Here is a 24,184-nt window from a genome sequence, read left to right as displayed (position 1 = left end):
GGACGAAGCGACTTGATACTGTCTGCCCTCAGCGCGCCTATCAGCCATATCATGGAAATAGTTAACATAGCTCAGTCCTGACCCCCACATGGTGAGGACCCATGTGCCACCACAGAGAACGCTCCTGGACAGACGCGACGGCGGACGACGAGCCAACTGACGAGGACGAGGAGGAACTGCCATCGTTCCTTAACGAGGAGGCGACCGACACCGAGGTGCTGACCGACGGCGGCGACGAGGCGTAGTAACGGCGTGCTTCTCGGCAGTCACACTGGCAACCTGGCTGTTTTTTCCCGGACGTGAGTACCGCAAACCCGATAGGTAAAGTGCGCTCGCCGTCACACGCCACTATCCTGTGGATTTCGCATGGAACAATACGACCAACTCTACCGGCTCTACAAGAGCGTGGACACGACGACGTTGCGAGGGTATCAGGAGTTCGTCGACCTGTTTCCCCCGCTTAGCTCGACTGTCGCACTGGAGCAGTGGGAAACCGCCAGCGACCGCCTCGATGAACTCAAGGCAGACATCACCCAGGAGTTTCCCGGGACCGGCGAAACGTATGCGGAAATCGCGGCCCGGCTGACCCGTGACGAGGCCTTTACCGCGCTTGATCTCTACTCGAAGTACAGCCGGTCGGTGAACGTGCTCGTGTTGGATGTCGACGAGACGCTCCGGTCGGCCGGCGACACCGACAACGAAATCCCCCGCGATACGCTGTATCTCCTGACGCAGTTCCACGAAGCGGGCGTCCCCATCGTCGTCTGTACCGGCCAGACCCTCGAAAACGTCAAGGGGTTCATGATCCAGGGGCTTGGCAACGATCTCGTCTCTTCCGGGGGGATGAGCATCGTCTACGAGTCCGGCAACGGCGTGTTCACGCCCAAACACGGCGAAGACACGAAGCGACTCCTGTACGAGCGCCTCGACGGCGCGGTCGTAGACGTATTCGAGGCCGTCCGCCGGCGGGTCCTCTCGGAAGCCCCCGACGCCGTCGGCAAGCGCTGTCACCTCCAGGGCAACGAGTTCAACGTCACGCTGAAACCCAACGCCGAGGTCGGTAGCGACAACGCCGTTGAAATCATCGACGAATCGTTGCGCTACCTCTGTGGCCTCGTCGGCGACGCCATCGCCGCGCAGGTCGACGCCGAAGTCGACGACCCCGCGGCGTACGCGCGGGCCTACTTCAGCCGCGACCCGGAAATTCTCGACGTGCTTGAGGCGGGCGGGCTCTCGACTGACGCCGACATCGACGCCGCGCCCGAGGCGTTCCGTGATATCCTCGAACGCGTCGACCTGGGCTACTACGAGGGCGACGCGGCCGAACTCGTGAGCCTCGAACTGGACAAGTCCGCCGGCGTCGAGGAGGCCTTCGACGTGCTCGACATCGACGACCCGTTCGCGCTCGTGATGGGCGACAGCAAGAGCGACCTGCGGGTGATGCGCTGGGTCGACGACAACGACGCCGGTATCGCTGCTGCCCCGGCACATTCCTCGCCGGACGTACTCGACCACGTCAGTTCGAAGGACGACCTGGTGTACGAGGCCGGCGACGCCAGCACGGTCCTGCGGACTATCTACGGTCTCAGTCTCATCGAGCAGTTAGACGAGCAGGGCGAGTGACTGGCCGTTCCCTTATTGGTTGACCGCGGCGTCGCCATTGCGGTGATGGGCTGGCCACTCGCCAGCCGATGGGGCCTGCGGGTCGACATCCGCAACGAACCGCATCGTCGTGATATTGAGTACGAGTCCCAGAAACCCGCCACCCACGATTCCTATGGGCAGGCCGAGCGCAGGAACATTGACGACGACAGCGTCGCTACAGCCGAGACGAGGAAAACGAGTCCAGCGTAGCCGAGTGTGTAAGAGAGGTACGGACCGCCGTCAACGGCCAGTCCGTACGAGCCCCGAGCCGCCGCCAGCAGACCGGTTTCACGCAACACGATCAGATAGGGCGTCGCCCAGAACAGATAGCCAGCGGCCAGCAGCAGCGGCACGAGGATAACGAATGCTCCGAGAATTGCGCCGCCACCACCGACACCGCCGGCACCAACTACGCCGACCACGAACGGCACAGCGAACAGATACGGGAGCACGGTTACCGCGAGAAACGGGAGGAAATGGGTCCGGACGCTCGCAGCAAAGCCGTCGTCACGGCCGACGAGACGCGCGGCGATAGCGCCGAAGTAGCCCGCGCTCAGGCCGGCCCGGAGAAGGATTGCCAGCGGAACGACGACCGCGGTGAACGGAAGCGAGAGCGGGAGGCCGGCGTTCACCGACACGCCGGTACTGGGCGGGTCAACGAACTGCCAGATGGTTACGACGGATACCGGGACGCTGAGCTTGACGCCGAAGTGAATCCCGTCGTGGGTGAGCACTTGCCGGATACTATCGGTATGCAGGACCGCCAGCAGTATCGGGACTAGTGACAGCGGAAACTGGTCACCCGCTCGTTGCCACCCGTCGGCCAGTCGGACAGTGAGTGTCGGCATCAGTCGCGGCCCCTCGTTAGCGTCGGGTGCCTACCCGGTGCAGAACGTGGCACATGCGGTTCCGACGGTTCGAGGCGTCGCTGTGCGACCGTCGTGCGATTGGTGGAGGGCATCGGCTGGGATATCCGCACACGGTATGATATGTGTTCTGGTGGGACCGCTCCGCCATCTCGCTCTCCACCCAACCATTAGGCGTCTCGCGGCCGAACCGCCACCATGAGTCTCGATAACGTGTTCGGGCAGGTCCCAGACCCGGGGTCATACTCCTTCCCGGACTACTCGATCCCGCAGGGCGACCCCGTCAAACCCATCGCACTGACCGACGACGAACTGACGGCGCTGCTCGACCTGTACGACGCGTTCAGCGCCGTGGACCCGACAGGGATGGACTCGAACCCGTTTCTGCGGGCGACCAGCGAGTTCCTCCAGCAGACACTCGGTGCGCCGCTCTCCCGCCCCGATGAGGAACTGAACGACGATATCGCCGCCCTGCTCAACGACTTTTCGGGCGATTTAGGTGAGCGGTCGATGGGCGTCGTCGACGCCACGCCGGCCCACCACCGGACGCTGTACTTCTTCCTGACCAGTTGCAAGGCGTACCACATGGCCCCGCACCTGCAGTTCGACCCCGACCCGGCCGCCGTCGAGACGCTGTATGCTGTGTACGCACGTGTCACTGACCAGGCGTTCTATCTCAAACGGCCCAAAAGCGTTCTTGAATGACCGCCGGGACATATCCCGGTGACGCTCCGGTCCGTTTATCGGGGAGCGAGGTAAACTGCCGCCAATGACAGCCGACCAACCCGAGATTCCGGTCGTTTGCGAGGCCTGTGGGACGCGAACGTCGGTCGCGTTCGAGGATGTCGAGGACGCCGTCGCGCGCCACAACGAGCAGCTTCACGACGGTGAGCCGGTCGCCGAGGTCGACCCTGACGTATTGGAGGAGCTCGCGGACCGCCTGGCGAAGGACATCGGGCTGCTGGAGTAGTCAACCGTCCAGCGTCACTCGTCCAGCGGCAGCCGCTCGTACGCCTCGCGGTCAGCGCCCGCGGCGAGCGCCCGCGGCCGCAGTCGGCAGACGTTCTTGACCGTTCGCGGGCCGAGGACGTGCGGCGAGACGAATCGGGGTCGCTCCGGCGCGGTTCCGGAGCCGTCGCCCAGCGCGAGCACCGCCCCGTTGAGGTCGGCAAGCGGGATACACGCCAGGTCGCCGTTCGCCGATTCGAACTGAATGTGCGTTGTGTCGCCGGACATCGACGCCGCCTCAAGCAGGTCGAACACGGCGACGCCGGTGTACTCGCGTTCGATGCGGTCGCCGGATGCACACTCGAAGGCAATCGGTCCGGAGACGACATCGAACGGTAGCGCTGCGGGGTCGACATCCCAGGGGAGCAATATCGGGTCGGCCCCGTCGATACGGACCGTCTGGCGGCTCTCCGACCTCCGTCCCATACCCGTCCTTTCCGCTGGACGGCCTTCAGATGTTCGCTGCTGGACGGCCGTGGCTCGCGGGCAACTCAGGCTAGCCGTCACTCCCGAGAGTGAAGCGAGTACGCGATAAAGAGGACGCCGACGAACTGGAAGGCGCGGGTGACGAGCGTCAGCGGTTGCTGGAACTGGCTGGCGAGCAAGCCCTGTCTGAGGAGGACCGAGCCGGCGAACGCGACGACGAACGCCACCGCCGTGAGACAGAACAGCCCGACGGAGAGGTACTGCATCGCGCGGCTGTTGTGGCGGCGATACCCCCGATAGGCTTGGTATCCGACGTACCCACCCAGTACTGTCGAGCCAAACGCCAGGGCGGTGATGAGCCAGTTCATGAGCGTTTCTATGGCGACCATCTCAGAGATTCTCCCACATCTTTGTGAATCTGTCCGCGGTGTCCTGTTCGTCCTGTCCCGGGAACGCCGGCGGTTCGGTCCGCTCGATTGCGGTCTCGAAATCGCCGTCGGCAAGCGCCAGCGAGAACTCCGAGAGCGTGGCAGCGAACACGCTGTAGTCGTTGCCGCCCGTCTCGATCTGGGTCTGTTCCTCGATGAGGCCGTACTCCTGGAGCCACTCGACCCGTCTGTACACGGTCGGTTGTGACATCTCACACTGGTCGGCGAGCTGTTTCGCGGACATGGGTTTGACACTCGTTGCTGCGAGGATGTCCCGGGCGTACTCGTCACTGAGCAGGTCGAGGATGTCGCCCACGGCCGGGTCCTCACTCACGTACCGGACCAATGACCCGTCCCTGAATAAAAGGTCCCGTCAGTTTCCGAGTCAGAAGTCAGCCCGACACAGCGTCAGCGGAGACCAGCGCAGTCAGGGAGCAGCACTCGGGGGAGGCAGGGGACCAAGCAGCACGGCCCATAGCACCCTCAGGGTGGCAGCCCCGGGAAACCCCGGGGCAGTGTGGTGGACAGACAGCGGCCGTAGCCGGAGGGCAATGGTGGCACGGTGTCATCAGGGCCGCTGCACCCGTACCGAGGGGTGGTTGCATAATATAACGTGCAGTCGAACTTCTGACCCAGAAAACGGTGGCCTGATACGCCAGCGTGGGCGCTTACTCGCCGGCGGGGCAGCCGACTGACTGGCCGATTGCGATGAGTCGGTCCGCCGAGACGCCCTCGCCGCGAATCGTGTACCGGTAGCTCTCACAGTTCCACGACACCGATGGTGTCAGATCACGGCTGACCTGTGCCGGGCGGCCGTCGATTGTCACCGCTTCGCTCCCGTTTTGTGCCGGCTCGTCAGCCAGTCGGTCGTACTTGGCGATTGTAATCAGACTGGTCCGGTTCACGTAACGGAAGCCGATGCTGTGGATCTGCCCCCGGGTCTGTGTCGCGTAGGTCAGTTCGTATCCCGGCGGGATATCTGGCGCTGGGACCCGGATATCGGTGTCGGCTTCGAGGGCGCTAACCGACTCGTAGGTCTGTGTCTCCGGCGTCTCCGGGACGGTGACGGTCGTGTTGTCCGGGAAGTCGGGGGTAAACACGTCCTGGGAGACGCCGGTGTCGTAGCTGACGTTCGTGTGTGTCGTCGTCACGACCGTCCGCTCCCCGTCTGTCGTCCAGGCGGTGCGCTTTTTCACCGGGAAGAACCGCTGTGTATCCACCCAGATCGTCTGCTCGTAGGCCGCCGTGTCGTTTGCCGGAGCCACGTGGACGACGTAGGCCTCGCGCCCGTCGACGGTTTCCGTGCCCTCGTAGCTGACAGTCATCGACCCGGAAGCCGCAGCCGACACGTCGGCCGGCCGCTGCTCGCTCTGGGGGACGACCGGCAGCGGTTCGACCGGCTGGGGGGCCGGGTCGGCCGCCGTGGACATGTTGAGCCGCGCGAACAGTCGCCCCAGCCGCGCTCCACGGTCTGACTCGGTTCCGCTGAGCGAGATGCGCGTCGCGCTCGCTCGATTCTGGTTGTACAGCCACAGCGCCGACCCGTTTGACACCCGCAGGTCGTACCGCCGTGCGGTACTGTTGAGGACTGCCAGCCGCTTCTTCTGGGTCCCCGGCTGGACCGTCGCCTCGTAGGTCGTCCGGCTCGCAACTGTCCCGTTCCGGGTGATAGTCGTCGTCTGTGTCGCGGTGACGCCGTCTATCGCCTCGTAGCGTTGCTGCACGTCCGCGTCGATCTGCGGTTGGTCAGCTGTACTCGTTGTTGTGAACGCGAGCGACCACGTCGCAACGGCCAGCACACCGACGACGACCACTGTTGCGATGGTGAGGACCAGTCGTTCCGAGGTGAGGTGTCGAGTGACCATGTGTGGGATGCAGGGCAGGGGACTGTCCGTTTCGCACGAGCGACGGTATTACCTATCACATTACCGGCACCACAAGTAAAACCTCCTGTCCGCTGCGATCAGTAGTCCCCGAGCACGCCGAGGCGTCTGGCCCGCCGGGTCGTGTACTGGAACACGAGGTAGCCACACAGGACGTAGCCGGCCGGGACGCCAACGAGCAGTCCCAGGTCGAGGGCGGAGAACTGCCAGATGCGGGTCCCATCGACCATCGCCCGCTGCAGGAGCGCGCTCCCGTGAGCCAGCGGCAGCACCCGCGTCCACCCGAGTTCGAACACCGGTGCGGAAATAAGGATGATAAAGCCGAACTGGAGTAGATTGAGCCAGTTCCCGATGCGCTTGTACAGCACCGCGACGCCGCCCGCGGCGAATCCCAGGCCCAGCACCGACGCGATGGTCAGCGATGCGACGACACCGACAGTCAGGACGTGCAACTGGAGTGTCGTCCCGGTGATCGCCAGCATCACCGCAAGCACCACTGTCGAGGTGATGAACGTCCGAACGACTTTCGCGAGGCCCTTGCAGAACGCGACCGGTGCGAAGCCAAACGGCGTCATGACGTGGCGTTCGAGGGTGCCCCACTGAGCCTCGCTGGCGATGTCGTTCGAGATGGACTGGTACGCCCCGACCGACAGCGACCACAGGAAGTAGCCGACGATGATGCCCTCGATAGAGTCCGTTATCGCCTGCCCGGCGAGCATTCGGCCGCCGTAAAACAGCAGGCCGAAGAAGAACACAGAGATGACGATGCCGCCGACGGCGTTGGCCGGATAGCGGACGAAGATGAGGTACTCCCGGTACAGCACTGCCCGCGCGAGGTCGAGATAGCCCGCCTGCATGGCGGTATCGACACTCGGGGTATCGGCGCTGTCACCGTCTCCCGCGTGCGTGTCAGCACTCGCCGTCATCGTCGCTGTTCCCGGCCTGTCATGATCCCTGGCCCGTGATTTCGATGAATACGTCTTCGAGGTCCGGTTCGACGGTGCCGACGCCGGCCAGCGTCACGTCGTGGTCCCGACACAGGGCGAGCAGGCGGTAGAACCCGTCGCTGTCGGTCGTCACCTCGACGCGCCGGCCCCGCTCGACGCTCGTCACCTCGACCACCTCGAAGCGCTCCCGGATAGTCGACAGCAGGGAATCGGTGATGTCCGGGCTGGTCACGGAGAACCCGCTTGCGGTGAACTGGTCGAGCACCGCCGAGACGCTGTCGTCGGCGATGATCTCCCCCTCGTTCATGATGATGACCCGGTCACAGACATCCTCGATGACATCCATGTCGTGGCTGCTGACGACGGCGGTGAGGGCACGCTCGTCGACGATGCGGCGCAGCTCCCGCCGTAGCGTCAGCGAGCTTTCCACGTCGAGGCCAAGCGTCGGCTCGTCGAGAAACACCAGGTCGGACTCGCTTGCCAGCACGCTCGCCAGCGACACCTTCTGTTTCATCCCGCGGGAGAGGGATCGGACTGGCTCGTCGGCCTTTTCGAGGAGGCCCAGTTTCGCCAGCAGCCGCTCGTGTCGGTCGGCGACGGCGTCCGGCTTGACGCCCTTGATCGTCGAGAAATACCGCAGGTTTTCCCGGACGGTCAGCCGCCAGTAGTCGTTTCGCGCCCCTTCGAGCATCGCGTCGACGTGACGGTACGCTTTGCGGGGCTGGTCGGCCATGTCGATTCCCTGGACCCGGATGCGTCCGGAATCAGGCAGTACCAGGCCAAGAACCGACTTTATCGTCGTCGTCTTCCCCGCACCGTTGGGTCCAAGCAGGCCGACGACCGTCCCCTGCTCGATGCGAAACGACACGTCGTCGACGGCCGTCACCGCTTCCACACCGCTGCCGAACTGCTTTGACAACCCCTCGACGGCGAGCGCGGGCGTCGCTCGATCCTCCGTCGGAGTCGACTCCTCGACAGTCCGCGTCCCCCGCCGGTGGGGTCGCTGAGATGACATTACTCGCACTGGGGGCTTCAGGACTAAAAGGACACGTCCGGGAGCCGGCCCCGTTTCGACCTGCGCCTGCTCAGGCGGGTTCGAGGCCCGTTACTTCGAACCGCGCGCCGCCGCTCTCGCTCTCGGTCACCGTGACTGTCCAACCGTGGGCATCAGCGATCCGACGGACGATTTTGAGTCCGAACCCGGTCCCGTCTTCGCCGGTCGAATACCCCTCTTCGAACACTCGTTCGCGGTCGTCCGGTGGGATGCCCGGCCCGTCGTCCGCGACGTAGAAGCCGTGCCGGTCCGCGTCTTCGACCGCCCCAACGCTCACAGTTGTTTTTTCCGTGTCCTGTTCGTCGTCTGATCCCGTCCGGCCGCGCCCGTGTTCCACACTGTCGTCGGTCCCCGACCGACTGTTCGTAGAACCGTGTTCCACGGCGTTCCGAAGCAGGTTCGCCAACAGTCGCCGGAGTTTCGCCGGGTCCGCCTGCACCTGGCGGTCGGTCTCGACGACAAGCGTGGCCAGGTCCGCCTCGACGGTCTGCCAGCACTCCTGGACGATGTCCGCGAGCCCGACGGATTCGATATCGATCACTGTTTCGCCGGCGCGTGCGAACGCCAGGAGGTCGTCAATCAGCGTTCGCATTCGTTCGTGGGCACGCGCCACCTCGTCGAGATAGTCGCTGTCACATTCAGTCTTGGCCAGGTCCAGGTTCCCCTCCGCGACGGTCAGCGGGTTCCGGAGGTCGTGGCTGACGATGCTGGTGAACTCATCGAGACGCTCGTTCTGGCGTTCCAGCCGCTGTTCGTAGGCCTTGCGCTGGGAGATGTCCCGTCCGATACCGACCGCACCGGCTATCTCCCCGTCGGTATCTGTCAGCCTGGTCCCGGTAAACTCGTAGGGGACGAACTCGCCGTCGGCGGTCCGAAGCTTGGCTTCGACGGTCGTTCGTCCCTGATTTAGCGCCTGGCGTATCGCCTCGTGGATCGTTTCCCGCTCGTCCGCGGGGAAGAACTCACAGACCTCTAGCTCGCTGATCTCGGCGTCGCTGTACCCCGTGACCTCGGGGAGGCGCTTGTTCCACCGCCGGAAGCTCCCGTCCGTGTTGATGACGTAGAACAGGTCATCGAGCGTATCGAGCGCCTGGTCGATGAACTCTCGCTCCTCGCGGAGCTGGCGCTCCCGGTCGAGGCGGTCAAGCGCCGTGGTCGCGTGTACCGTGAGCGTCTGTGCGAGTGTGACATCCGTGCCGTCGAACGCATTGGCCGCACACGACCCGATGAGGAGGACGCCGTGGTCCCCGAGCGGGAGCAGGATCTCGCTGCGGATGTCCGTCTCCGAGTTGTACCGGTCTGGGTTCGACGAGATATCGTCGTGGACCTGCGTCTCGCCGGTGTCGAAGGCCTGCCACGCGAGCCCGTTCCCGGGCGTGAACACCGGCGGTGTACCGATGAGCTGCTCGACCTGTTCGGTCCAGGCGACCGGGTACAGCTCGTCGCCGTCGGCAAAATGAACCGCGTTGGACGGCATATCGAGGATGTCTCGGGCCGCATCGACCGTGATCTGGGCGATTGCGTCCTCGCTCGTGGCCCGCATGAACGCCCTGGCGGTGGTGTGTAGCTCTTCGATAGCGCGCTCGCGCTGCGTATCGTCGCGCGCCTCGCTCTCGAAACGGCCGCGTTCGTCACGTTCGGGTCCCTGCTCGACGACATGCAGGACGGTGTCCGCGAGGTGCGCGTACGGCTCGGAGCCACCGTCAGCCCTGAGGTACTCGGTGACGCCGGCCGAAATCGCTTTGCTGGCGACCGCTTCGCTCCCCTCGTCCGTGAACAAGACAAACGGCAGGTCCGGATACCGTTCGCGGACCGCTTCGAGGAACCCGATACCGGTCCGTTCCGGCAGGTCGTAGCCGGAGACGACACAGTCGAACGAACCGCCGTCGAGTCGCTCCGTTCCGTCGGTGACGCTCGACGCCGTCTCGACCGTGACACCGTCGTGCTCCCGTTCGAGAGCGGTTTCGACCGCGTCGACAACAGTCGGGTTGTCGTCGACGTGGAGCACGCGGATCCGGTCGGTCATTGCCCCCACTAGTGACAACTCTCGTATACCGTTTCGGGCGCGAGTATCGCCGTTGAAAATCAGGTGCCGCCTGCTACTCGCTGTCCAGTTCAGCCTGCCACTCCTGGACTTTCGCCATCAGCTCGACCGGCGGCGTCTCGTTGACATCCAGTTCTGTCAGCTCCGAGAGAACGGCCTCTGTCTCCGGGTCGAGGGAAGCCACCGATTCGTCATCTCCGGCGGCCTCGACTGCTGAGTCTCCGGGCGCGTGTTCGGGGCTGCCGTCGGTCGCGACCGGTTCAGCAGCCGAGCCGGGCGATGTGTCCCCCGACTGGGCCGCGCCGTCCGTGAACTGGCCCGACTCCAGGTCGAAGACGGCCTGTGTCGTCCCGCCGCTGTCCCCCTCGCTGCCACGAATCTCGATGGCTTTGTCGTCCCGCAGACGGTCGAGCACCTCCTGTGACCGGTCGACGACTGGCTCGGGGACACCGGCGAGGTCGGCGACGTGGACGCCGTAGGAGCGGTCTGTCGGGCCGTCCCGCACCGTCCGGAGGAAGGTTACGTCGCCGTCCCCCTCCGCGGACCGGGGCTCCCCGTCGACCGCAACATGGACGTTTTCGACGGTCGGCAGTTCCTCGCCCAGCGCCGTCAGTTCGTGATAATGGGTCGCAAACAGCGTTTTCGACTGGATCGAGTTGACGATGTACTCCGTCGCCGCCCAGGCGATGGAGATGCCGTCGAAGGTAGCGGTTCCGCGGCCGACCTCGTCCAGAATTACCAGCGACTCGTCGGTGGCCGAGTGGAGGATGTTCGATAGCTCCTGCATCTCGACCATGAACGTCGAGCGGCCCTGTGCGAGTTCGTCCAGCGCGCCGACACGGGTGAAGATACCGTCGACCATGCCGACCGTCGCGGACCGTGCCGGCACGAAACTGCCCACCTGGGCAAGGAGCGTGATGAGCGCGGCCTGGCGCATGTACGTCGACTTCCCGCTCATGTTCGGGCCGGTGACGATGAGGAACTGCCGGTCCTCGTCCATGTAGAGGTCGTTCGGGACGAACTCGGTGGTCTGTTCGACGACTGGGTGGCGACCGGCTTCGATGGACAGTTCGTTGCCCTCAGCGACCGCCGGCCGGGTCCAGTCGTTCTCGACGGCGTGGACCGCGAGCGAGGCGAACGCGTCCAGTTCCGCCAGCGTCCGGCCCACGTCCTGCAGCAGCGTCGCGCGCTCGGCCACCCGCGCTCGGAGTTCCTGGAAGCGCTCGTACTCCATGTCGTGGCGGCGCTCCTCCAAGCGCAACACGTCCCGCTCCTTCTCGTCGAGTTCGGGCGTCGTGTAGCGTTTGGAGTTCTTGAGTGTCTTGATGTGCTGGTACTCATCCGGGACGGCGTCGGTCTCGCTCTTGCCGACCTGGATGTAGTAGCCGTCGGTCTTGTTCCGGTCGACGGAGAGGTGGGTGATGCCGGTCCGCTCCTTTTCGCGGTCCGGCAGCGTCTCCAGCCACTCCAGCGCCGACTCGTGCTCGTCGATGATTTCGTCGAGTTCGTCGTCGTAGCCACGCTTGAACAGGCCGCCCTGTCGGACCGTCCCCGGCGGGTCGTCCACGAGTGCGCTGTCCAGTTCCGCTGCCACTCTGTCGGCCGCCTCGCGGTCAGCGCCATCGAGCGCGTCCGCAAGCGGTGATTCGGCCAGCCGCTCGGTCTCGGCCACGGCGTCGGCGACCCGGCCCAGCAACGAAAGCGTCTCCTGGACCGCCCGCAGGTCCCGCGCGTCGGCACTCCCAGACGTGGCCCGGGCGGCCAGCCGTTCGAGGTCATAGGCGTCCGACAGCGTTTCTCGTATCCGCTCGCGGGCCATCGCTGACTCGCCCAGCGCCGCAACGCAGGACTGCCGCCGCTGGAGTTCTGTCCGGTTTCGCCGAGGCCGCTGGAGCCACCGCTGGAGCAGTCGCCCACCAGCAGCAGTGACGGTGTGGTCGATTGTGTCGAACAGCGACCCCGAACTGTCGCCCTGCATCGTCTCGGTGAGTTCGAGGTTCCGCTGGGTGGTCGCGTCGAGGTCGACGTGGTCGCGCTCGCCGTAGGCCTGCAGGCGTGTGACCGCCGCCAGCGTCCCGACGCCGGTGTCCTCGACGTAGGACAGCACTGCGCCGGCGGCCTGCACCGCAATGTCCTGGTCGCCGATGCCGACGCTGTCGACCGTTTCGTCACCGAACTGCTCGCGGACGGTGTGGCGTGCCCGGCCCGACTCGAACGACGCCGAATCGTGCAGCGTCAGCGCCGCCTCCGTTCGCTCCCGCAGGCGGTCCAGAAACTCGTCGTCGTTGCGTAGCTCTGGCCCGGGCAGAATCTCCGCCGGTGCGAACGTGTACAGTTCCGTCAGCGCCTCGCCCGCGTCGGCGTCATCAAGTTGCGTGACCTGGAACTGGCCCGTAGTCACGTCCGTCGCGGCGATGCCGTAGGTGTCGCCGCCGTCCCGGCTGGCCTTCCGGACGACTGCGGCGAGGTACTGGGCCGACTCGTCGCCCGTTTCCAGATGCGTCCCGGGCGTGACGACCCGCGTTATATCCCGGGCGTGGCCGTTCTCGGTCTCGTGCTGGTCAGCGATGGCGACCCGGTAGCCCCGCTCGACCAGCGCGGAGACGTACGGCGTCAGGTCATCGACCGGCACCCCGGCCATCGGATACGACGAGCCATGTGAGGATTTCTGGCTCACCTTTAGGTCGAGTTCGTCGGCGACGATTTCGGCGTCCTCGGCGAAGAACTCGTAGAAATCGCCACACTGCATCGCCAGCAAGTCCGCGTCGGTCCCCTCCTTGAGCGTGAGGAACTCCCCGACGATTCCCGTCGCCTCTGTCATACACGTCCGTGTGGCCGTCCGCGGCGTAAGGATTGCGGGTCCGGCGCGGACACGACACCCCCGATACCGAACCACCACAAGCGACAGGTCCCCAACCTATTCATGCGCCACGAGCGGAGTGGCCGTATGCAGCGACAGTCCCTCCTCGTGGCGGTCGTCGCCGCGGTCGCGTTGCTGTCGTTCAGTGTCGGGGCCGCGAGCATCGACGCCGCGACCGGCTCCAATCAGGCAGAGATGACACGGGACGACAGCGAGATCGACAACCCCGACGGACAGGGGCTCAGCGACCCGCCAGGTGGTATCGATCCGCCGGAAAGCGACGGTGGCGCTCGCGCACTGTTGCCGAGTGTCCCCGCCCCCGCGGTCGGTGCGCTCGCTGTCGGCCTCGCGGTCGGCCTGGTCGTCCTCTGGCGGCTGGCCGGCCAGAGCCGAACCATCGACGAGACGGGCGGCGAGACGCCAACCGTCGCAACCGCGGAGTCCGCCAAGACCCCCTCCCACAGCGCGGCTGCAATCGACGTGCCCCTGACCAACGATGTGTACCGCGCGTGGGCTGCCCTCGAAGATTCGGTGACTGCGGACGGCGACGCATCGTCCCCGCGAGACATCGAAGCGGACGCGACGGCGGCCGGTGCCGACCCCGACGCCGTCGCCGCCCTCCGGTCGGCGTTCGAGCGGGTGCGTTACGGCCGTGACGAACCGGACACGGACATGGAGTCCCGCGCCCGCGAGGCGCTGGAGCGGGCCGCAGACGGCGCGGACAACATCGCGGCGGACCCGGACGGTCTCACAGCCGCGGACACCGACGGGGAAGCCACGGAGGACAGCAGATGACGCTCCGCCGAGTCCCGCTGGCAATCGGCCTCGTTGCGACTGCCATCGGCACCGTGCTCGCCGTCGTCGGCGCGCCGCTGTTGCCCTCGGGCGCTGTCTCGGACCTCCCGATACTCGCCGTGGCCGTCTTCGCCGGCGGTATCGCGCTCCTCGCGTTGCTCGTTCGCTCTCTCGACGGCGAGCGGGGGGTCGCGCTGCCCGACACCGATAGCCAGTACGTCACGGTGCCCGGCGACGATATCGACGAAGCGCTCGCTGCTGGGGCCGGACAGGAAGCCATCCGGCGGCGCGTCGAGGGAGTCGCGGTCACCGTCCTCCAGCGCGACGGGCTCTCCCCGGAGGAAGCAAAAGACGCGCTCCGGTCGGGCGCGTGGACGGACAGGGAGCCGGCCCGAGAGCTGTTCGACGGGACGCCGAGCTCCCTCCGGGCGCGACTGTCCGGGTGGCTCTCAGGCGTCCACCCGTTCCAGCGACGGGTCGCTCACGCGACAGCCGAACTCCGGCGGCGCGACGAGGAGCGATGAGCGAGGTCCAACGGACCGGCCGCTGGTTCGGGCTGGCCGGGGCCGCGCTGGTCGCCGTCGGCGTCGGGCTAGTGGGGCAGGTCCCCGCGCTCGTCTTACTTGGCGGGCTGGGCGTCACACTGAGCGCGTACGACCGCGTCGCCGTCCCGCCGGCGGCGAGCATCTCGATACAGCGCTCTATCACTCCGACCGAGCCGGCGCTTGGTGAGCGAGTCACCGTCGCGCTGACCGTCCGCAACGACGGGTCGCGGACGATTCCGGACCTCCGGCTGGCCGACGGGGTGCCGGACTCCGTTCGGGTGGTCGAGGGGTCGGCGTCGCTCGGGACGGCGCTGCGACCCGGCGCGGAGACGACGATTACCTACGAGATCACCGGCGGGACCGACCGCTGCGTGTTCGACCCGGCGACGGTCGTCGTCAGGGACGTGGTCGGCGTCGTCGCCCGGCGGACCCGCGTCACGGCCGAACCCGATACGGTCACCTGGGAACAGCCGGCCAGTTCGGCCCTGTTACCGCTGGTCCCGGCGGTGGCCCGCCGGCCCGGAACGGTGCCCGTCGACGAGGGCGGCGAGGGCGTCTCCTTCTACGCCGTCCGGGAACACCGGTCGAACGACCCGCTCTCCCGCGTCGACTGGAACCAGTACGCCCGCACCGGCGACCTGCGGACCGTCGAGTTCCAGCGTGAGCAGTCCGCAACCGTTGTCGTGGTCGTCGACGCCAGGTCGGCGGCCGCGCTGGCTCCGCGACCGGACGCCGAGACGGCCATCGAGCGGTCGACGATGGCCGCCGTCGCCCTCGTCGAGGGCCTGCCCGAGGACGGTCACGAAGTCGGTATCGCGGCGTACTCGCCAGAGGGGGCGTGGCTCGCGCCCGGTACGAGCGCAGCCCACCAGCAGCAGGCCCGGGACCTGCTCAGGACCGACCGCGCCTTCGCCGCCACGGCGGTCACTCGGACACCGGACACGACGAGGCTCATCGCGCAACTGCCGACGGCGGCGAACGTCGTCTTCCTCGGCCCGCTGTGTGACGACGACAGCGAAGCAGTGGTCCGCCGGCTGGCCGCCCGCGGGCATCCGGTGACGGTCCTGAGTCCGGACCCGACCGCGACAGACACGGCGGGACACCGGCTGGCGCGACTCGAACGCCGTGAGCGGCTCCGTCGGTTGCGAGCCGCTGGGATTTCCGTCCACGACTGGGGCGCAACGGAGCCGCTGGAACAGGTCACCGAACAGGCCTGGCGGGGTGGCCAATGACCGAGCGGACCGGACTCGTCTGTGGCGGTGCGGCACTGGCGGCGGGCGTCGTGACGCTGTTCGTCGCCGGCATCAGCGCCGTCTCGACGGCTGCCGCTCTCGTCGGCGTGGTCCTGCTCGCCGGCGGGCAACTGATCCAGTCGCGGCGGCTGGTCGACCTCGCCAGCGCGTCGCTGTTCCTGGCGCTCCTGGTCGCCGCATTACAGGGGGCGACGACGACAACAGTGCTGGTCGCCGGCGGCGCGACGGTACTGGCCTGGACGTTCGCCCACGCGGCAATCGACCTCCACGCGGACCTCGGGACGGCTCCGAGTACGCCCGTCGAACTCACCCACGTCGCGGGGACGACTGGACTGGTCGGGGGGGCCGTCGTGGTGACGACGCTGCTTTTCCGCATCGATGTGCCCCAACTGTCACCGCTGGCGCTGGCAAGCATCGTGCTGGGGGCAATCGCACTGACCGCGGCGCTCAGGCGATAGGGACCGGCCGTGATCACGGCTGCTGTCCCCGTCGGGACGAGCCGGCAGCCGCTACCGCGTCGGTCCAGCCTCGGGTTTCGGGGCGTCGGTCGGCGTCAGCACGTCGTCGGCATCGGAGCGCGGGAGCCTGAGCGAGACGGTCGTCCACCCGTCGGCTCGCTCGTATTCGATGCCGCCACCGGCCGCCTCGGCGACCCAGCGAGCGAGCCAGATACCGAGGCCGCTTCCGTGCTGGAGGTTGGTAATGTCCTCGTCGTCGAACACGACAGCCCGCTCAATAGCTGGAATCCCGGGGCCGTCGTCGAGAACGCGAACGGAGGCATCGGTGCCGTGCCGTTCAGCCGTGATTCGGACGGCCGTCCCGTCAGGCGTGTGGATCACCGCGTTCTCGACGAGGTTGTCCAGCGCGTCGTAGACGGCTGTCCCACCAGTGACGGGGAGTGTCTCGGGAAGCGCGGTTTCGACCGGGACATCGGGGCGGTAGCTGTCGGCGACAGACCGAGCCAGCGCCGCCGCGTCGACCGACTGGTCGGGGTCCCCGTCGAGCGCGGTTTCGACGCTTCGGGCCTTTTCGCTGACGGCTGTGAGTCGGTCGGCTGCATCGAGTGCGCGAGACGCAGCCAACGAGACTGACGAGTCGTCTGCCTGCGCGCGGACGTATTCGGACATCCCGAACACGACAGAGAGTTCGTTCCGGAGGTTGTGACGCAGGACGCGATGAAGGACGCGGAGTCGGCGTTTTTGCTGCCGGCTGTCCGTGACATCCGTATACATCGCAAAACCACAGCGGCGGTTATCGGCCGTGTCGTACGGGACACCGCGGTAGATGAACTCGCGGCAGCCGTCGGCCGTTTGCCGGGACACGACAGCGTAGTTGATTTCCCCCGAGGCGGTCCGCTGGTCGTAGTTGACCGCCTCCTCGACGCAGTCGTCGGGGACGATGAAGTCGTTGAGCGGTTCACCGAGGATATCGTCGCGGTCGTAGCCGAACGTTTCGACGAACGCGGGGTTGACAGTTCGCACAACCGGGACGTAATTGACGATTTCGAAGCCAACGACCGCGTCCTGGATGAGGTCAAACAGGTATCGGAACGGGTCGGTGGCCCCACTCGTTCGACCGACCGAACCAACGACGGACCCGTTAGCTGTCGTGAGTTCAACCGTAACCGGGCCGGAACAATCGCTTTGCGGGAATGTGAGTTGACACGTGCGTGTCACCCGGTCCGGCGTGTTACTGACGGCCTGTCTCTCCGTGGCCAGTGTCTCGCGGTCCTCTGGCGCGACCACCGCTTCAGCGGGCGTCCCCACGAGGTCGTCGCGGCTCCGTCCAAGCAGTGCAGCGAACTCGTCCGTCACAAACGTGAACCGACCGGTGTCGTCGATACCGAACATCAGTTCTCTCGGACTCGAAGGAATGGTGGGTCCGACAAGTGTGATACCGGCTGTTTCTCGTCCACAGTGCCACGCGGCGAGGCAGTAAGCGTCAGGTACTCGCTGCCGTCGGTTCTCCTCAGCGTGAGTTCCTGGTCGGCCGCGCCGGAGTAAAACGCCGCGAGCGTCGCCGGGACGGCGTCGTCGTTGATGACATTGACGACTGTGTCATGGGGTTCGAAGACGCCGTCGTCGTTTTTGTACCTGGCTTCTCTGGCCGCCTGTTCGCCCATCAGCCGAATCTCCCCCTGGATGTTCCCGACGATGACCAACGGGGCGTCCCGCCTGGTGGCCGTCGTCTCGTTCGCGGCAGCCAACGAGGTCCGGTCGAGATCGAACACGTTGTACCGGGCGTCCCAGTTCCCGAACGCATCGAGGACGAACAGGTCGTCACCGTCGAGCGCGTCCGCGAGCGACCGATCGGTCGCTGTGAACGCAGCGGCCAGCGTCGACCGGTCGAGTGACGGGGGCGGCGTCAGCGAGACCGCCTGGTCGGCGGCGACAGCCGTCGCACACAGCTGCGCGATGGCGCCGTCGATCTGCGTGTCGTCAGCGTATCGAATCACGGCCTGCCCGCCCATGACGAGCCCGCCGCCACAGAGGGCATCGAGGCCGTCGACACCGGTCGAGACCGTCGGTGCATCCGCCAGTCGGTCCTGTCGGTCGGCCTCGGCAGCGGCGAGTACGTCGTCGATCTCGTCGAGCATCGCGGTCTGCTCGGAGCGAGCGGCGCGTATCTCTGAGAGGTCGTCCTCGATGGCGGCGGCGCGGTCCGAAACCGTCTCACACCGCTGGGCGATGGCTTCGCTTGTCGTCGCCTGTTCGTCGGTTGCCGTCGAGACAGACGCGATGCCCTCAGCCGTCTCAGCGACGGTGTCGGCCACGTCGTCGAGCCGTGCCATCGCCGTCGTGACCTGCTCGGCCCCGGCGTCGATGCCATCGATGGCCGCATCGAGCTGTTCGACGGTGTCGTCCGTGGCGTCCCGCACCGCCGCGAGCGTCGCGTCGATTTCCTCGGCCTGCTGTTGGGACTCCTCGGCGAGGCCCTTGATTTCGTCGGCGACGACAGCGAACCCGTCCGTGTCGCTGGCGTTGCCCGCCCGCGCGGCCTCTATCGACGCGTTCAGAGCGAGCATGTTTGTCTGGTCAGCGATACGGTCGATACCGGCCAGCGCATCGGCGATACTGTCGACCCGGTCCTGCAGGGCGGCCACTTCCGTGGCGACTGCCTGACCCAGTTCGCGGACCTCGTCCATCGACTCGATGGCGTCGGCCGCGGCTTCCCGCCCGTCGTCTGCCGCCTCCGTGGCCCGCTGGCTCTGCTCGCTGACTTCGGTCGCGGTCGCGGCGATCTCCTCGATTGTGGCCGACAGCGACGACACCTCGTCGGCGATCCACTGTGCGTCGGTGGCCTGTGCCGCTGCGCGGTCGTCGATCTCACCGAGTTGCTCGCCGATAGTCACCGACGCCGCCTGGACGACATCCAGTGCGCCCTGTGCGTTCGCGACGGCCCGTTCCTCTGTCACGGCTGTCGACTGGTCCGGAACGGAAGGGTAGTGTTCCGAAGCCATAATCAGCGACACCCGCGCCGATAGGTACCCGATTTGTGTGGTTTGCCGAGCAGTTGTACTACATACCCCCACCGTTTTCCGGACATTTATACCAAATCCGAATCTGTGGTCGTGCGGTATAATCCTGTTGTCGCTGGCAACACCCGCCAGACCAAGAGCGCGCGCAAGCAAAAACGGCCTATTTGGCCCCCTGCGGCCGGAACAGGGGTCAACAAACGTCCAAAATTCCAGTGTGCATATACAGACTTTCTTGACGGAGAACAACCTTATATCCATAATATCATACCATAATCTGGACGGTCGTCTACCGTACACCCTCTAATTTCCCCATTCATAAAGGCAAACCTTATGTAGTGGTGTTACCAGAGGGTTTCCCGTGAAAGAGTTGAAGAAGTTGAGCATGATTGGTTCAAAGTTGGACATGCAAACGACTGCGGATGCGAAAACGAAACGGGTGAACTAGAAATGAGCTACACAGCACTACAGGTGGATCCGAGCGTACTCGCAGAGGGGGTTAACCTGCTGTGGGTACTGGTGGTATCGTTCCTAATCTTCTTCATGCACGCAGGCTTCGCCATGCTAGAGGCGGGGCAGGTGCGTTCGAAGAACGTCGCGAACCAGCTGACGAAGAACCTCCTGACCTGGTCGGTCGGGGTGTTGCTGTTCTTCCTCGTCGGCTCCGGTATCTCGTCGCTGGTCGGGACCGGGTCCTTCTCGCCGGCGTTCGGCGCGTCGGCCGCAAACGACTACGTCGGGTGGCTGTTCGGCGCCGTCTTCGCGATGACGGCGGCGACCATCGTCTCCGGCGCAGTCGCCGGCCGGGCGAAGCTCCGTGCGTACATCACGTACACGGTCCTGCTGGCCGCGGTCATCTACCCCGTCGTCACCGGGCTCACGTGGGCCGGGTCCCACATCAGCCTCGGCGGCGTGGTGTTCAAGGACTTCGCCGGCGGGATGATCGTCCACGGCATGGGCGGCATCGCCGGCCTCACGGCCGCCTACGTGCTCGGCCCGCGCATGGGACGGTACAACGAGGACGGCTCCGCGAACGTCATTCCGGGCCACTCGATGACCTTCGCCGTGCTGGGGACGCTCATCCTCGCCTTCGGCTGGTACGGCTTCAACGTCGGCACCGCGGCGACGGTGTTCGTCGTCGAGGACGGCGCGCTCGCTCTCGGTGCCTTCGCGACGGTCGGTCGCGTCGCGATGACGACGACCATCGCGATGGCCTGCGGTGCCATCGGTGCCGGACTCATGGCGTGGGTAAAGACCGGGAAGGTCGACACGCTGTACGTCGCAAACGGGCTGCTCGCCGGGCTGGTCGGCATCACGGCGATTCCCGACACCACGACGTGGTGGGGCGCAATCCTCGTCGGCGTTCTCGCTGGCGGCCAGCTACCGGTCGTGTTCGGCTTCATCGAGAACCGCATGAAAATCGACGATGTCTGTGCTGTGTTCCCGGTCCACGGTAGTGCCGGTGTGCTGGGCACCATCATGTACCCGCTCGTCGCGACGTCCGGGACGGTCGGCTCTATCGGTAGCGCCATCGCCGTGCAGGTGCTCGGCGTCGCCGTCATCGCCGGCTGGACGATTGTGACCACCGGCCTCGTCTGGTACGCGCTCAAGGCAATCGGACAGGCCCGAGTCACGCCCGAACACGAGCAGGAAGGGCTGGATGTCAGCGAGCACGGCGTCGAGACCTACCCCGAGTTCGGTGGCGGCGAAAGCGTCGTCGCCGACGGTGGCAAAGTGAGCACGAACGTGCGTACTGACGGAGGTTCCAACGATGACTGAAAACGACGAATCCGAAATCAAGATGGTAGTGGCAATGGTTCGACCGGACAAACTCGGCGACGTGAAGAAGGCGCTGGCGGAAGTCGGCGCGCCGTCACTGACAGTGACGAACGTCTCCGGCCGCGGCTCACAGCCCGCGAAGAAGGGGCAGTGGCGCGGCGAGGAGTACGTCGTCGACCTGCACCAGAAGGTCAAAGTCGAGACAGTGGTCGCGGACATTCCCGCGGAGGATGTCGTCGAGGCGATTGCCGACGGTGCACACACCGGCGAGAAAGGTGACGGCAAGATATTCGTCCTCCCCGTGGACAACGCCTATCAGGTCCGGACCGGCAAGGAAGGACCCGAGGCAGTCTGAGCGGACGAAATGGTCGATGATACCGACAGACAGGTAGTGAACGCACTGCTCCAGGACGGCCGGGCCAGCGCCCGTGATGTCGCCGCCGCGACCGGCATCGCGGCGACCACGGTGTCGCGCCGGATGGACGACCTGGAGGACACCGGTGTGATCGACGAATACACCGTCGACATCGATTACGGAGCGCTGGGCTATGACGTGACCGCTGTGTTCCAGCTCTCCGTCGAGGGCGACGGGCTCGGACGGGTGGTGGACCAGTTACGAGACCAACGCGAGATGATCGCGGTTTATGAGGTGACCGGCGACCACGACATCGTGGCCGTCGGGAAGTTCACCGACACGCAGTCGATGAACGAGCGGATAAAGACGCTGCTGACCGACGAGGATATTCGATCGGCCTCCACGTCGGTCGTGTTGAACACGGTGTGTGAACACGAGCAGTTCCCGGTCGACGGGACCGACGCCTGAGGAGCACCTCAGCGCTGTGTTTTTTTAGCGTGTGTCGCGGTGGTACTGACCCGGTCGTTCGACGGGGCACGTATCGGTCCACGTGTCGGCGGCCGTCTGTGTAACTGTATAGCAGTAAAGGAAGGATTAATAATGAGAGTAGTAGTATGTAATTGATAATGGATTGGGAAGCGGGAGGGTCGACAGTGACGAGACGAGAGGTACTGCGTGTCGCCGGTGCGGGGTCAATCGCTGGGCTTGCCGGATGTAGTGGTGGCAGTAGTCGAACGACGCCGACCAGCAGCGCCACACAGTACGCGAATCAGCCGGTCAGCGAGGACCGGGTAACGTTCGGCTTTGCGCTCCCGCAGTCGGGATCGTTTTCACCGGTCGGGGACCCCCAACAGCGCGGGTTCGAACTGGCCGTCCAGCACCTCAACGAAGGGGGCGGTTGGGTCGGAACGGAGGCGTGGTCGCCGTTGTCTGGCGACGGCGTCCTCGGTCGGACGGTAGACAGTGCCGTGGCCGATACCGAGTCCAGTTCGGAGACAGCCCGCTCCGCCGCCGAACAGCTCATCGACCAGGACGGGGCCGTAATGATCGCTGGCGGCGGCTCAACGAGCACGGCCCGGTCGCTGCTGGATTACTGTCCGGGCCGCGGCGTCGTCCACATGCTCGGGTTCGCGCCCGGAACGAGCATCACCGGGAGCGACTGCTCGCGGTACGGGTTCCAGGAGATGCACAACAGCCGGATGGCGGCGGCGGCGCTCGCGCCGGTGCTAACCGAGCGGTTCGGTACCGAGATATCGTACTATCAGCTCCACGCTGGCTCCGATTTCGGCGTCACACAGGCCGAGCAGTTCGATACCCGCCTCGAATCGGCGGGCTGGAACGGGATGGGGAGCGCGGAGACGCGGGTCGGGACGAAGGACTTCAGGCCGCAGTTGAAGGAGGCCACCACCGCCGATGCCGATGTCGTCGTCCTCTCGTATCACGGCCGCGATGCGGTCACCGTGCTGAACCAGGCGACCGAGGAACTCCCCGAGGAAACGGGTATCGTCATGCCCATCGTCACCCGGGAACTGGCGCGGTCGGCCGGCGCGAGCATGACCGGCGTCGTCGGGACGATCCCGTGGGACCACCGCGTCGATGCACCGCTCTCAGCGGCGTTTACCGAGGCATTCGAGACGGCGTACGTCGGCGATCAGATACGGCTCCCGTCGGGCCAAGCGCGACTCGCCTATGCGCAGACGCTCCAGTACGCCGCGGCCGTCGAGCGGGCCGGCACGTTCGAACCGCCGGCGGTCATCCGCGAACTCGAAGACACCACCTACCAGGCCGGACTCGGCGAGGCGACGCTGCGGGCCTGTGATCACCAGTCGATCAGACCGGTCCCCGTCGTCGAAGGGCCGCGCGAAGGCCCGGTAGTCCTCGATCTCGTCCAGGTCTCGTCGGACGTTTCCTACGGCTGTTCGGAGTTCCCGGCAAGCGAATGTTCGGACCTGGGACCGTACGAGCCCGACGGATAGCTAACACGGACTGTCAGTGCAATATACCGTCCGTGTCCGGGGTTGGCACGATCCAGAAATGATCTACGACAATCCGTATACCCGGCCGACGGACGCGGACCCAGCGGTGGCGTTAAGCCGCTTGCGACGCTCCAGAGCATATGGGCCTGAAAGTGGACGTGCGGAAGCTGGATCTTTTCAACCAGATGGCAAAGGAGGGGTCGGGCACGGTCGCGGAGAACCTCGGTCAGTTGACCGGGCTGGACGCGACAGTTCGGACCTCGCAGATCAATTTTCTCGACATCGAGGATGTCAAAACGCACATCGGGAACGACGACAGCGTCGGCATCTACGTCGAACTGAACGAGGCCCCGTATGGCTACGTCCTGTTCCTGCTCGAACCGGCAGATAGCAAGCGGATGGCCGGGGCAATGATGGGTGGGATGGGCGAGCCAAGCGAGGGCGAGGGCTTTTCGGACATGGAGCGGTCGGCGATGCAGGAAATCGGCAACATCATGACCTCCGCGTTCATCGACGGGTGGGCCAACGTCCTCGATACGACCATCGACATGGGGACGCCGAACTTCGTGTTCGGCCCGGCCAACGGTATCATCGACAAGATGGGCGGCTGGCCGGACTCGGATCTGGTGTTCGTCGTCGACTCGCGTATCACTGTCGCCGACGGCGATCTCGGGATGACCGTCTACACGTTCCCCGAACTGGAGGATCTCGTCGCGCTTATCCAGGACATCGACCTCGACACTGACGTGGCAGCGGACACCGAAGCCGACAACATTTTGGACTGATTTCGGATCGCAGCTGACACGCGGACAGTAGTCTGTGTGAGGCGTCGCTACCGAATGTTCA

25 protein-coding genes are annotated in these 24,184 nt (G+C 65.6%); 13 read left to right on the top strand and 12 right to left on the bottom strand.

What is annotated here, in order from left to right; translation table 11 throughout:
- The first annotated feature begins 101 nt into the window (after positions 1-101).
- Positions 102-245 carry a hypothetical protein gene (locus Harman_RS21495; protein ID WP_200830865.1) on the top strand — a complete coding sequence of 48 codons (144 nt, stop codon included), beginning with the start codon at positions 102-104 and terminating at the stop codon, positions 243-245.
- Between the two features lie 121 nt (positions 246-366).
- Complete coding sequence (locus tag Harman_RS08715) at positions 367-1,623, top strand: HAD family hydrolase (RefSeq protein ID WP_137683414.1); 1,257 nt, start codon at positions 367-369, stop codon at positions 1,621-1,623.
- Positions 1,624-1,635: 12 nt separating this feature from the next.
- Here the strand turns inward: Harman_RS08715 and Harman_RS21955 are convergent, their stop codons facing one another.
- Positions 1,636-1,770 (bottom strand): hypothetical protein, encoded by a 135-nt coding sequence (locus tag Harman_RS21955; RefSeq protein WP_268812797.1) that lies wholly within the window; start codon positions 1,768-1,770, stop codon positions 1,636-1,638.
- A gap of 5 nt (positions 1,771-1,775) precedes the next feature.
- The gene (locus tag Harman_RS08710; protein ID WP_235007179.1) at positions 1,776-2,492 is read right to left on the bottom strand and encodes a hypothetical protein; all 717 of its coding nucleotides are present in this window, start codon (positions 2,490-2,492) and stop codon (positions 1,776-1,778) included.
- A gap of 216 nt (positions 2,493-2,708) precedes the next feature.
- Between Harman_RS08710 and Harman_RS08705 the strand changes: the two genes are divergently transcribed.
- Entirely contained in the window at positions 2,709-3,215 is a 507-nt protein-coding gene (locus Harman_RS08705; protein WP_137683413.1) for a hypothetical protein, read from the top strand.
- A 64-nt stretch (positions 3,216-3,279) separates the two neighbouring features.
- The gene (locus Harman_RS08700) at positions 3,280-3,480 is read left to right on the top strand and encodes a hypothetical protein (protein WP_137683412.1); all 201 of its coding nucleotides are present in this window, start codon (positions 3,280-3,282) and stop codon (positions 3,478-3,480) included.
- Between the two features lie 14 nt (positions 3,481-3,494).
- Here the strand turns inward: Harman_RS08700 and Harman_RS08695 are convergent, their stop codons facing one another.
- From Harman_RS08695 to mutS, 8 genes are all read right to left on the bottom strand, one after another.
- Positions 3,495-3,944 carry a hypothetical protein gene (locus Harman_RS08695; RefSeq protein WP_137683411.1) on the bottom strand — a complete coding sequence of 150 codons (450 nt, stop codon included), beginning with the start codon at positions 3,942-3,944 and terminating at the stop codon, positions 3,495-3,497.
- A gap of 77 nt (positions 3,945-4,021) precedes the next feature.
- Complete coding sequence (locus Harman_RS08690) at positions 4,022-4,333, bottom strand: DUF7521 family protein (RefSeq protein ID WP_137683410.1); 312 nt, start codon at positions 4,331-4,333, stop codon at positions 4,022-4,024.
- A gap of 1 nt (position 4,334) precedes the next feature.
- Positions 4,335-4,706: an ArsR/SmtB family transcription factor gene (locus Harman_RS08685; protein WP_394347813.1), complete on the bottom strand. Its 372-nt coding sequence runs from the start codon at positions 4,704-4,706 to the stop codon at positions 4,335-4,337.
- 334 nt (positions 4,707-5,040) lie between these two features.
- Positions 5,041-6,237 carry an outer membrane lipoprotein carrier protein LolA gene (locus Harman_RS08680; RefSeq protein ID WP_137683408.1) on the bottom strand — a complete coding sequence of 399 codons (1,197 nt, stop codon included), beginning with the start codon at positions 6,235-6,237 and terminating at the stop codon, positions 5,041-5,043.
- A gap of 98 nt (positions 6,238-6,335) precedes the next feature.
- On the bottom strand, positions 6,336-7,181 hold the full coding sequence (locus tag Harman_RS08675; RefSeq protein ID WP_137683407.1) for an ABC transporter permease: 846 nt from the start codon (positions 7,179-7,181) through the stop codon (positions 6,336-6,338).
- 19 nt (positions 7,182-7,200) lie between these two features.
- Positions 7,201-8,217, bottom strand: coding sequence for an ABC transporter ATP-binding protein (locus tag Harman_RS08670; protein ID WP_137683406.1), 1,017 nt, complete (start codon positions 8,215-8,217; stop codon positions 7,201-7,203).
- 70 nt (positions 8,218-8,287) lie between these two features.
- On the bottom strand, positions 8,288-10,282 hold the full coding sequence (locus Harman_RS08665) for a hybrid sensor histidine kinase/response regulator (RefSeq protein ID WP_137683405.1): 1,995 nt from the start codon (positions 10,280-10,282) through the stop codon (positions 8,288-8,290).
- A gap of 73 nt (positions 10,283-10,355) precedes the next feature.
- Positions 10,356-13,121, bottom strand: a complete 2,766-nt coding sequence (mutS, locus tag Harman_RS08660; RefSeq protein ID WP_137683404.1) for a DNA mismatch repair protein MutS — start codon at positions 13,119-13,121, stop codon at positions 10,356-10,358.
- Between the two features lie 126 nt (positions 13,122-13,247).
- Here mutS and Harman_RS08655 point away from each other — a divergent pair, with 126 nt between their 5' ends.
- The 4 genes from Harman_RS08655 to Harman_RS08640 are packed head-to-tail and all read left to right on the top strand — an operon-like array spanning position 13,248 to position 16,211.
- Positions 13,248-13,955 (top strand): DUF4129 domain-containing protein, encoded by a 708-nt coding sequence (locus tag Harman_RS08655; protein ID WP_137683403.1) that lies wholly within the window; start codon positions 13,248-13,250, stop codon positions 13,953-13,955.
- Positions 13,952-14,479 (top strand): DUF7269 family protein, encoded by a 528-nt coding sequence (locus tag Harman_RS08650; protein ID WP_137683402.1) that lies wholly within the window; start codon positions 13,952-13,954, stop codon positions 14,477-14,479. The genes Harman_RS08655 and Harman_RS08650 overlap by 4 nt, the downstream gene beginning before the upstream one ends.
- A complete protein-coding gene (locus Harman_RS08645) occupies positions 14,476-15,732 on the top strand; it encodes a DUF58 domain-containing protein (RefSeq protein WP_137683401.1) in 1,257 nt (418 codons plus the stop codon). Before Harman_RS08650 ends, Harman_RS08645 begins: the two co-directional genes overlap by 4 nt.
- Positions 15,729-16,211, top strand: coding sequence for a DUF7519 family protein (locus Harman_RS08640; protein ID WP_137683400.1), 483 nt, complete (start codon positions 15,729-15,731; stop codon positions 16,209-16,211). Before Harman_RS08645 ends, Harman_RS08640 begins: the two co-directional genes overlap by 4 nt.
- A gap of 51 nt (positions 16,212-16,262) precedes the next feature.
- Here Harman_RS08640 and Harman_RS08635 read toward each other — a convergent pair whose 3' ends face one another.
- Together Harman_RS08635 and Harman_RS08630 are read right to left on the bottom strand one after the other, a co-directional pair.
- Positions 16,263-17,603: a sensor histidine kinase gene (locus Harman_RS08635; protein WP_137683399.1), complete on the bottom strand. Its 1,341-nt coding sequence runs from the start codon at positions 17,601-17,603 to the stop codon at positions 16,263-16,265.
- Positions 17,603-19,213 carry a methyl-accepting chemotaxis protein gene (locus Harman_RS08630; RefSeq protein WP_137683398.1) on the bottom strand — a complete coding sequence of 537 codons (1,611 nt, stop codon included), beginning with the start codon at positions 19,211-19,213 and terminating at the stop codon, positions 17,603-17,605. Before Harman_RS08630 ends, Harman_RS08635 begins: the two co-directional genes overlap by 1 nt.
- Positions 19,214-19,678: 465 nt before the next feature.
- Between Harman_RS08630 and Harman_RS08625 the strand changes: the two genes are divergently transcribed.
- From Harman_RS08625 to Harman_RS08605, 5 genes are all read left to right on the top strand, one after another.
- On the top strand, positions 19,679-21,007 hold the full coding sequence (locus tag Harman_RS08625) for an ammonium transporter (protein ID WP_137683397.1): 1,329 nt from the start codon (positions 19,679-19,681) through the stop codon (positions 21,005-21,007).
- Entirely contained in the window at positions 21,000-21,362 is a 363-nt protein-coding gene (locus Harman_RS08620) for a P-II family nitrogen regulator (protein WP_137683396.1), read from the top strand. Before Harman_RS08625 ends, Harman_RS08620 begins: the two co-directional genes overlap by 8 nt.
- A 9-nt stretch (positions 21,363-21,371) precedes the next feature.
- A complete protein-coding gene (gene lrp / locus Harman_RS08615; protein WP_137683395.1) occupies positions 21,372-21,830 on the top strand; it encodes an HTH-type transcriptional regulator Lrp in 459 nt (152 codons plus the stop codon).
- A gap of 185 nt (positions 21,831-22,015) precedes the next feature.
- A complete protein-coding gene (locus Harman_RS08610; protein WP_235007178.1) occupies positions 22,016-23,338 on the top strand; it encodes an ABC transporter substrate-binding protein in 1,323 nt (440 codons plus the stop codon).
- Positions 23,339-23,478: 140 nt separating this feature from the next.
- Positions 23,479-24,123 (top strand): chemotaxis protein CheC, encoded by a 645-nt coding sequence (locus tag Harman_RS08605; RefSeq protein WP_137683393.1) that lies wholly within the window; start codon positions 23,479-23,481, stop codon positions 24,121-24,123.
- Positions 24,124-24,184: the final 61 nt, after the last annotated feature.

This window comes from Haloarcula mannanilytica, assembly GCF_005406125.1.
Classification (GTDB): domain Archaea; phylum Halobacteriota; class Halobacteria; order Halobacteriales; family Haloarculaceae; genus Haloarcula; species Haloarcula mannanilytica.
This window is presented reverse-complemented; position numbering and strand designations above follow the sequence as displayed.

Excerpts from the sequence above, each read along its gene's own strand:
- Harman_RS21495 (WP_200830865.1), top strand. The coding sequence starts at position 102 with ATGTGCCACCACAGAGAACGCTCCTGGACAGACGCGACGGCGGACGAC.
- Harman_RS08715 (WP_137683414.1), top strand. The coding sequence starts at position 367 with ATGGAACAATACGACCAACTCTACCGGCTCTACAAGAGCGTGGACACG.
- Harman_RS08710 (WP_235007179.1), bottom strand. The coding sequence starts at position 2,492 with ATGCCGACACTCACTGTCCGACTGGCCGACGGGTGGCAACGAGCGGGT.
- Harman_RS08705 (WP_137683413.1), top strand. The coding sequence starts at position 2,709 with ATGAGTCTCGATAACGTGTTCGGGCAGGTCCCAGACCCGGGGTCATAC.
- Harman_RS08700 (WP_137683412.1), top strand. The coding sequence starts at position 3,280 with ATGACAGCCGACCAACCCGAGATTCCGGTCGTTTGCGAGGCCTGTGGG.
- Harman_RS08695 (WP_137683411.1), bottom strand. The coding sequence starts at position 3,944 with ATGGGACGGAGGTCGGAGAGCCGCCAGACGGTCCGTATCGACGGGGCC.
- Harman_RS08690 (WP_137683410.1), bottom strand. The coding sequence starts at position 4,333 with ATGGTCGCCATAGAAACGCTCATGAACTGGCTCATCACCGCCCTGGCG.
- Harman_RS08680 (WP_137683408.1), bottom strand. The coding sequence starts at position 6,237 with ATGGTCACTCGACACCTCACCTCGGAACGACTGGTCCTCACCATCGCA.
- Harman_RS08675 (WP_137683407.1), bottom strand. The coding sequence starts at position 7,181 with ATGACGGCGAGTGCTGACACGCACGCGGGAGACGGTGACAGCGCCGAT.
- Harman_RS08670 (WP_137683406.1), bottom strand. The coding sequence starts at position 8,217 with ATGTCATCTCAGCGACCCCACCGGCGGGGGACGCGGACTGTCGAGGAG.
- Harman_RS08665 (WP_137683405.1), bottom strand. The coding sequence starts at position 10,282 with ATGACCGACCGGATCCGCGTGCTCCACGTCGACGACAACCCGACTGTT.
- mutS (WP_137683404.1), bottom strand. The coding sequence starts at position 13,121 with ATGACAGAGGCGACGGGAATCGTCGGGGAGTTCCTCACGCTCAAGGAG.
- Harman_RS08655 (WP_137683403.1), top strand. The coding sequence starts at position 13,248 with ATGCAGCGACAGTCCCTCCTCGTGGCGGTCGTCGCCGCGGTCGCGTTG.
- Harman_RS08650 (WP_137683402.1), top strand. The coding sequence starts at position 13,952 with ATGACGCTCCGCCGAGTCCCGCTGGCAATCGGCCTCGTTGCGACTGCC.
- Harman_RS08645 (WP_137683401.1), top strand. The coding sequence starts at position 14,476 with ATGAGCGAGGTCCAACGGACCGGCCGCTGGTTCGGGCTGGCCGGGGCC.
- Harman_RS08640 (WP_137683400.1), top strand. The coding sequence starts at position 15,729 with ATGACCGAGCGGACCGGACTCGTCTGTGGCGGTGCGGCACTGGCGGCG.
- Harman_RS08635 (WP_137683399.1), bottom strand. The coding sequence starts at position 17,603 with ATGTTCGGTATCGACGACACCGGTCGGTTCACGTTTGTGACGGACGAG.
- Harman_RS08630 (WP_137683398.1), bottom strand. The coding sequence starts at position 19,213 with ATGGCTTCGGAACACTACCCTTCCGTTCCGGACCAGTCGACAGCCGTG.
- Harman_RS08625 (WP_137683397.1), top strand. The coding sequence starts at position 19,679 with ATGAGCTACACAGCACTACAGGTGGATCCGAGCGTACTCGCAGAGGGG.
- Harman_RS08620 (WP_137683396.1), top strand. The coding sequence starts at position 21,000 with ATGACTGAAAACGACGAATCCGAAATCAAGATGGTAGTGGCAATGGTT.
- lrp (WP_137683395.1), top strand. The coding sequence starts at position 21,372 with ATGGTCGATGATACCGACAGACAGGTAGTGAACGCACTGCTCCAGGAC.
- Harman_RS08605 (WP_137683393.1), top strand. The coding sequence starts at position 23,479 with ATGGGCCTGAAAGTGGACGTGCGGAAGCTGGATCTTTTCAACCAGATG.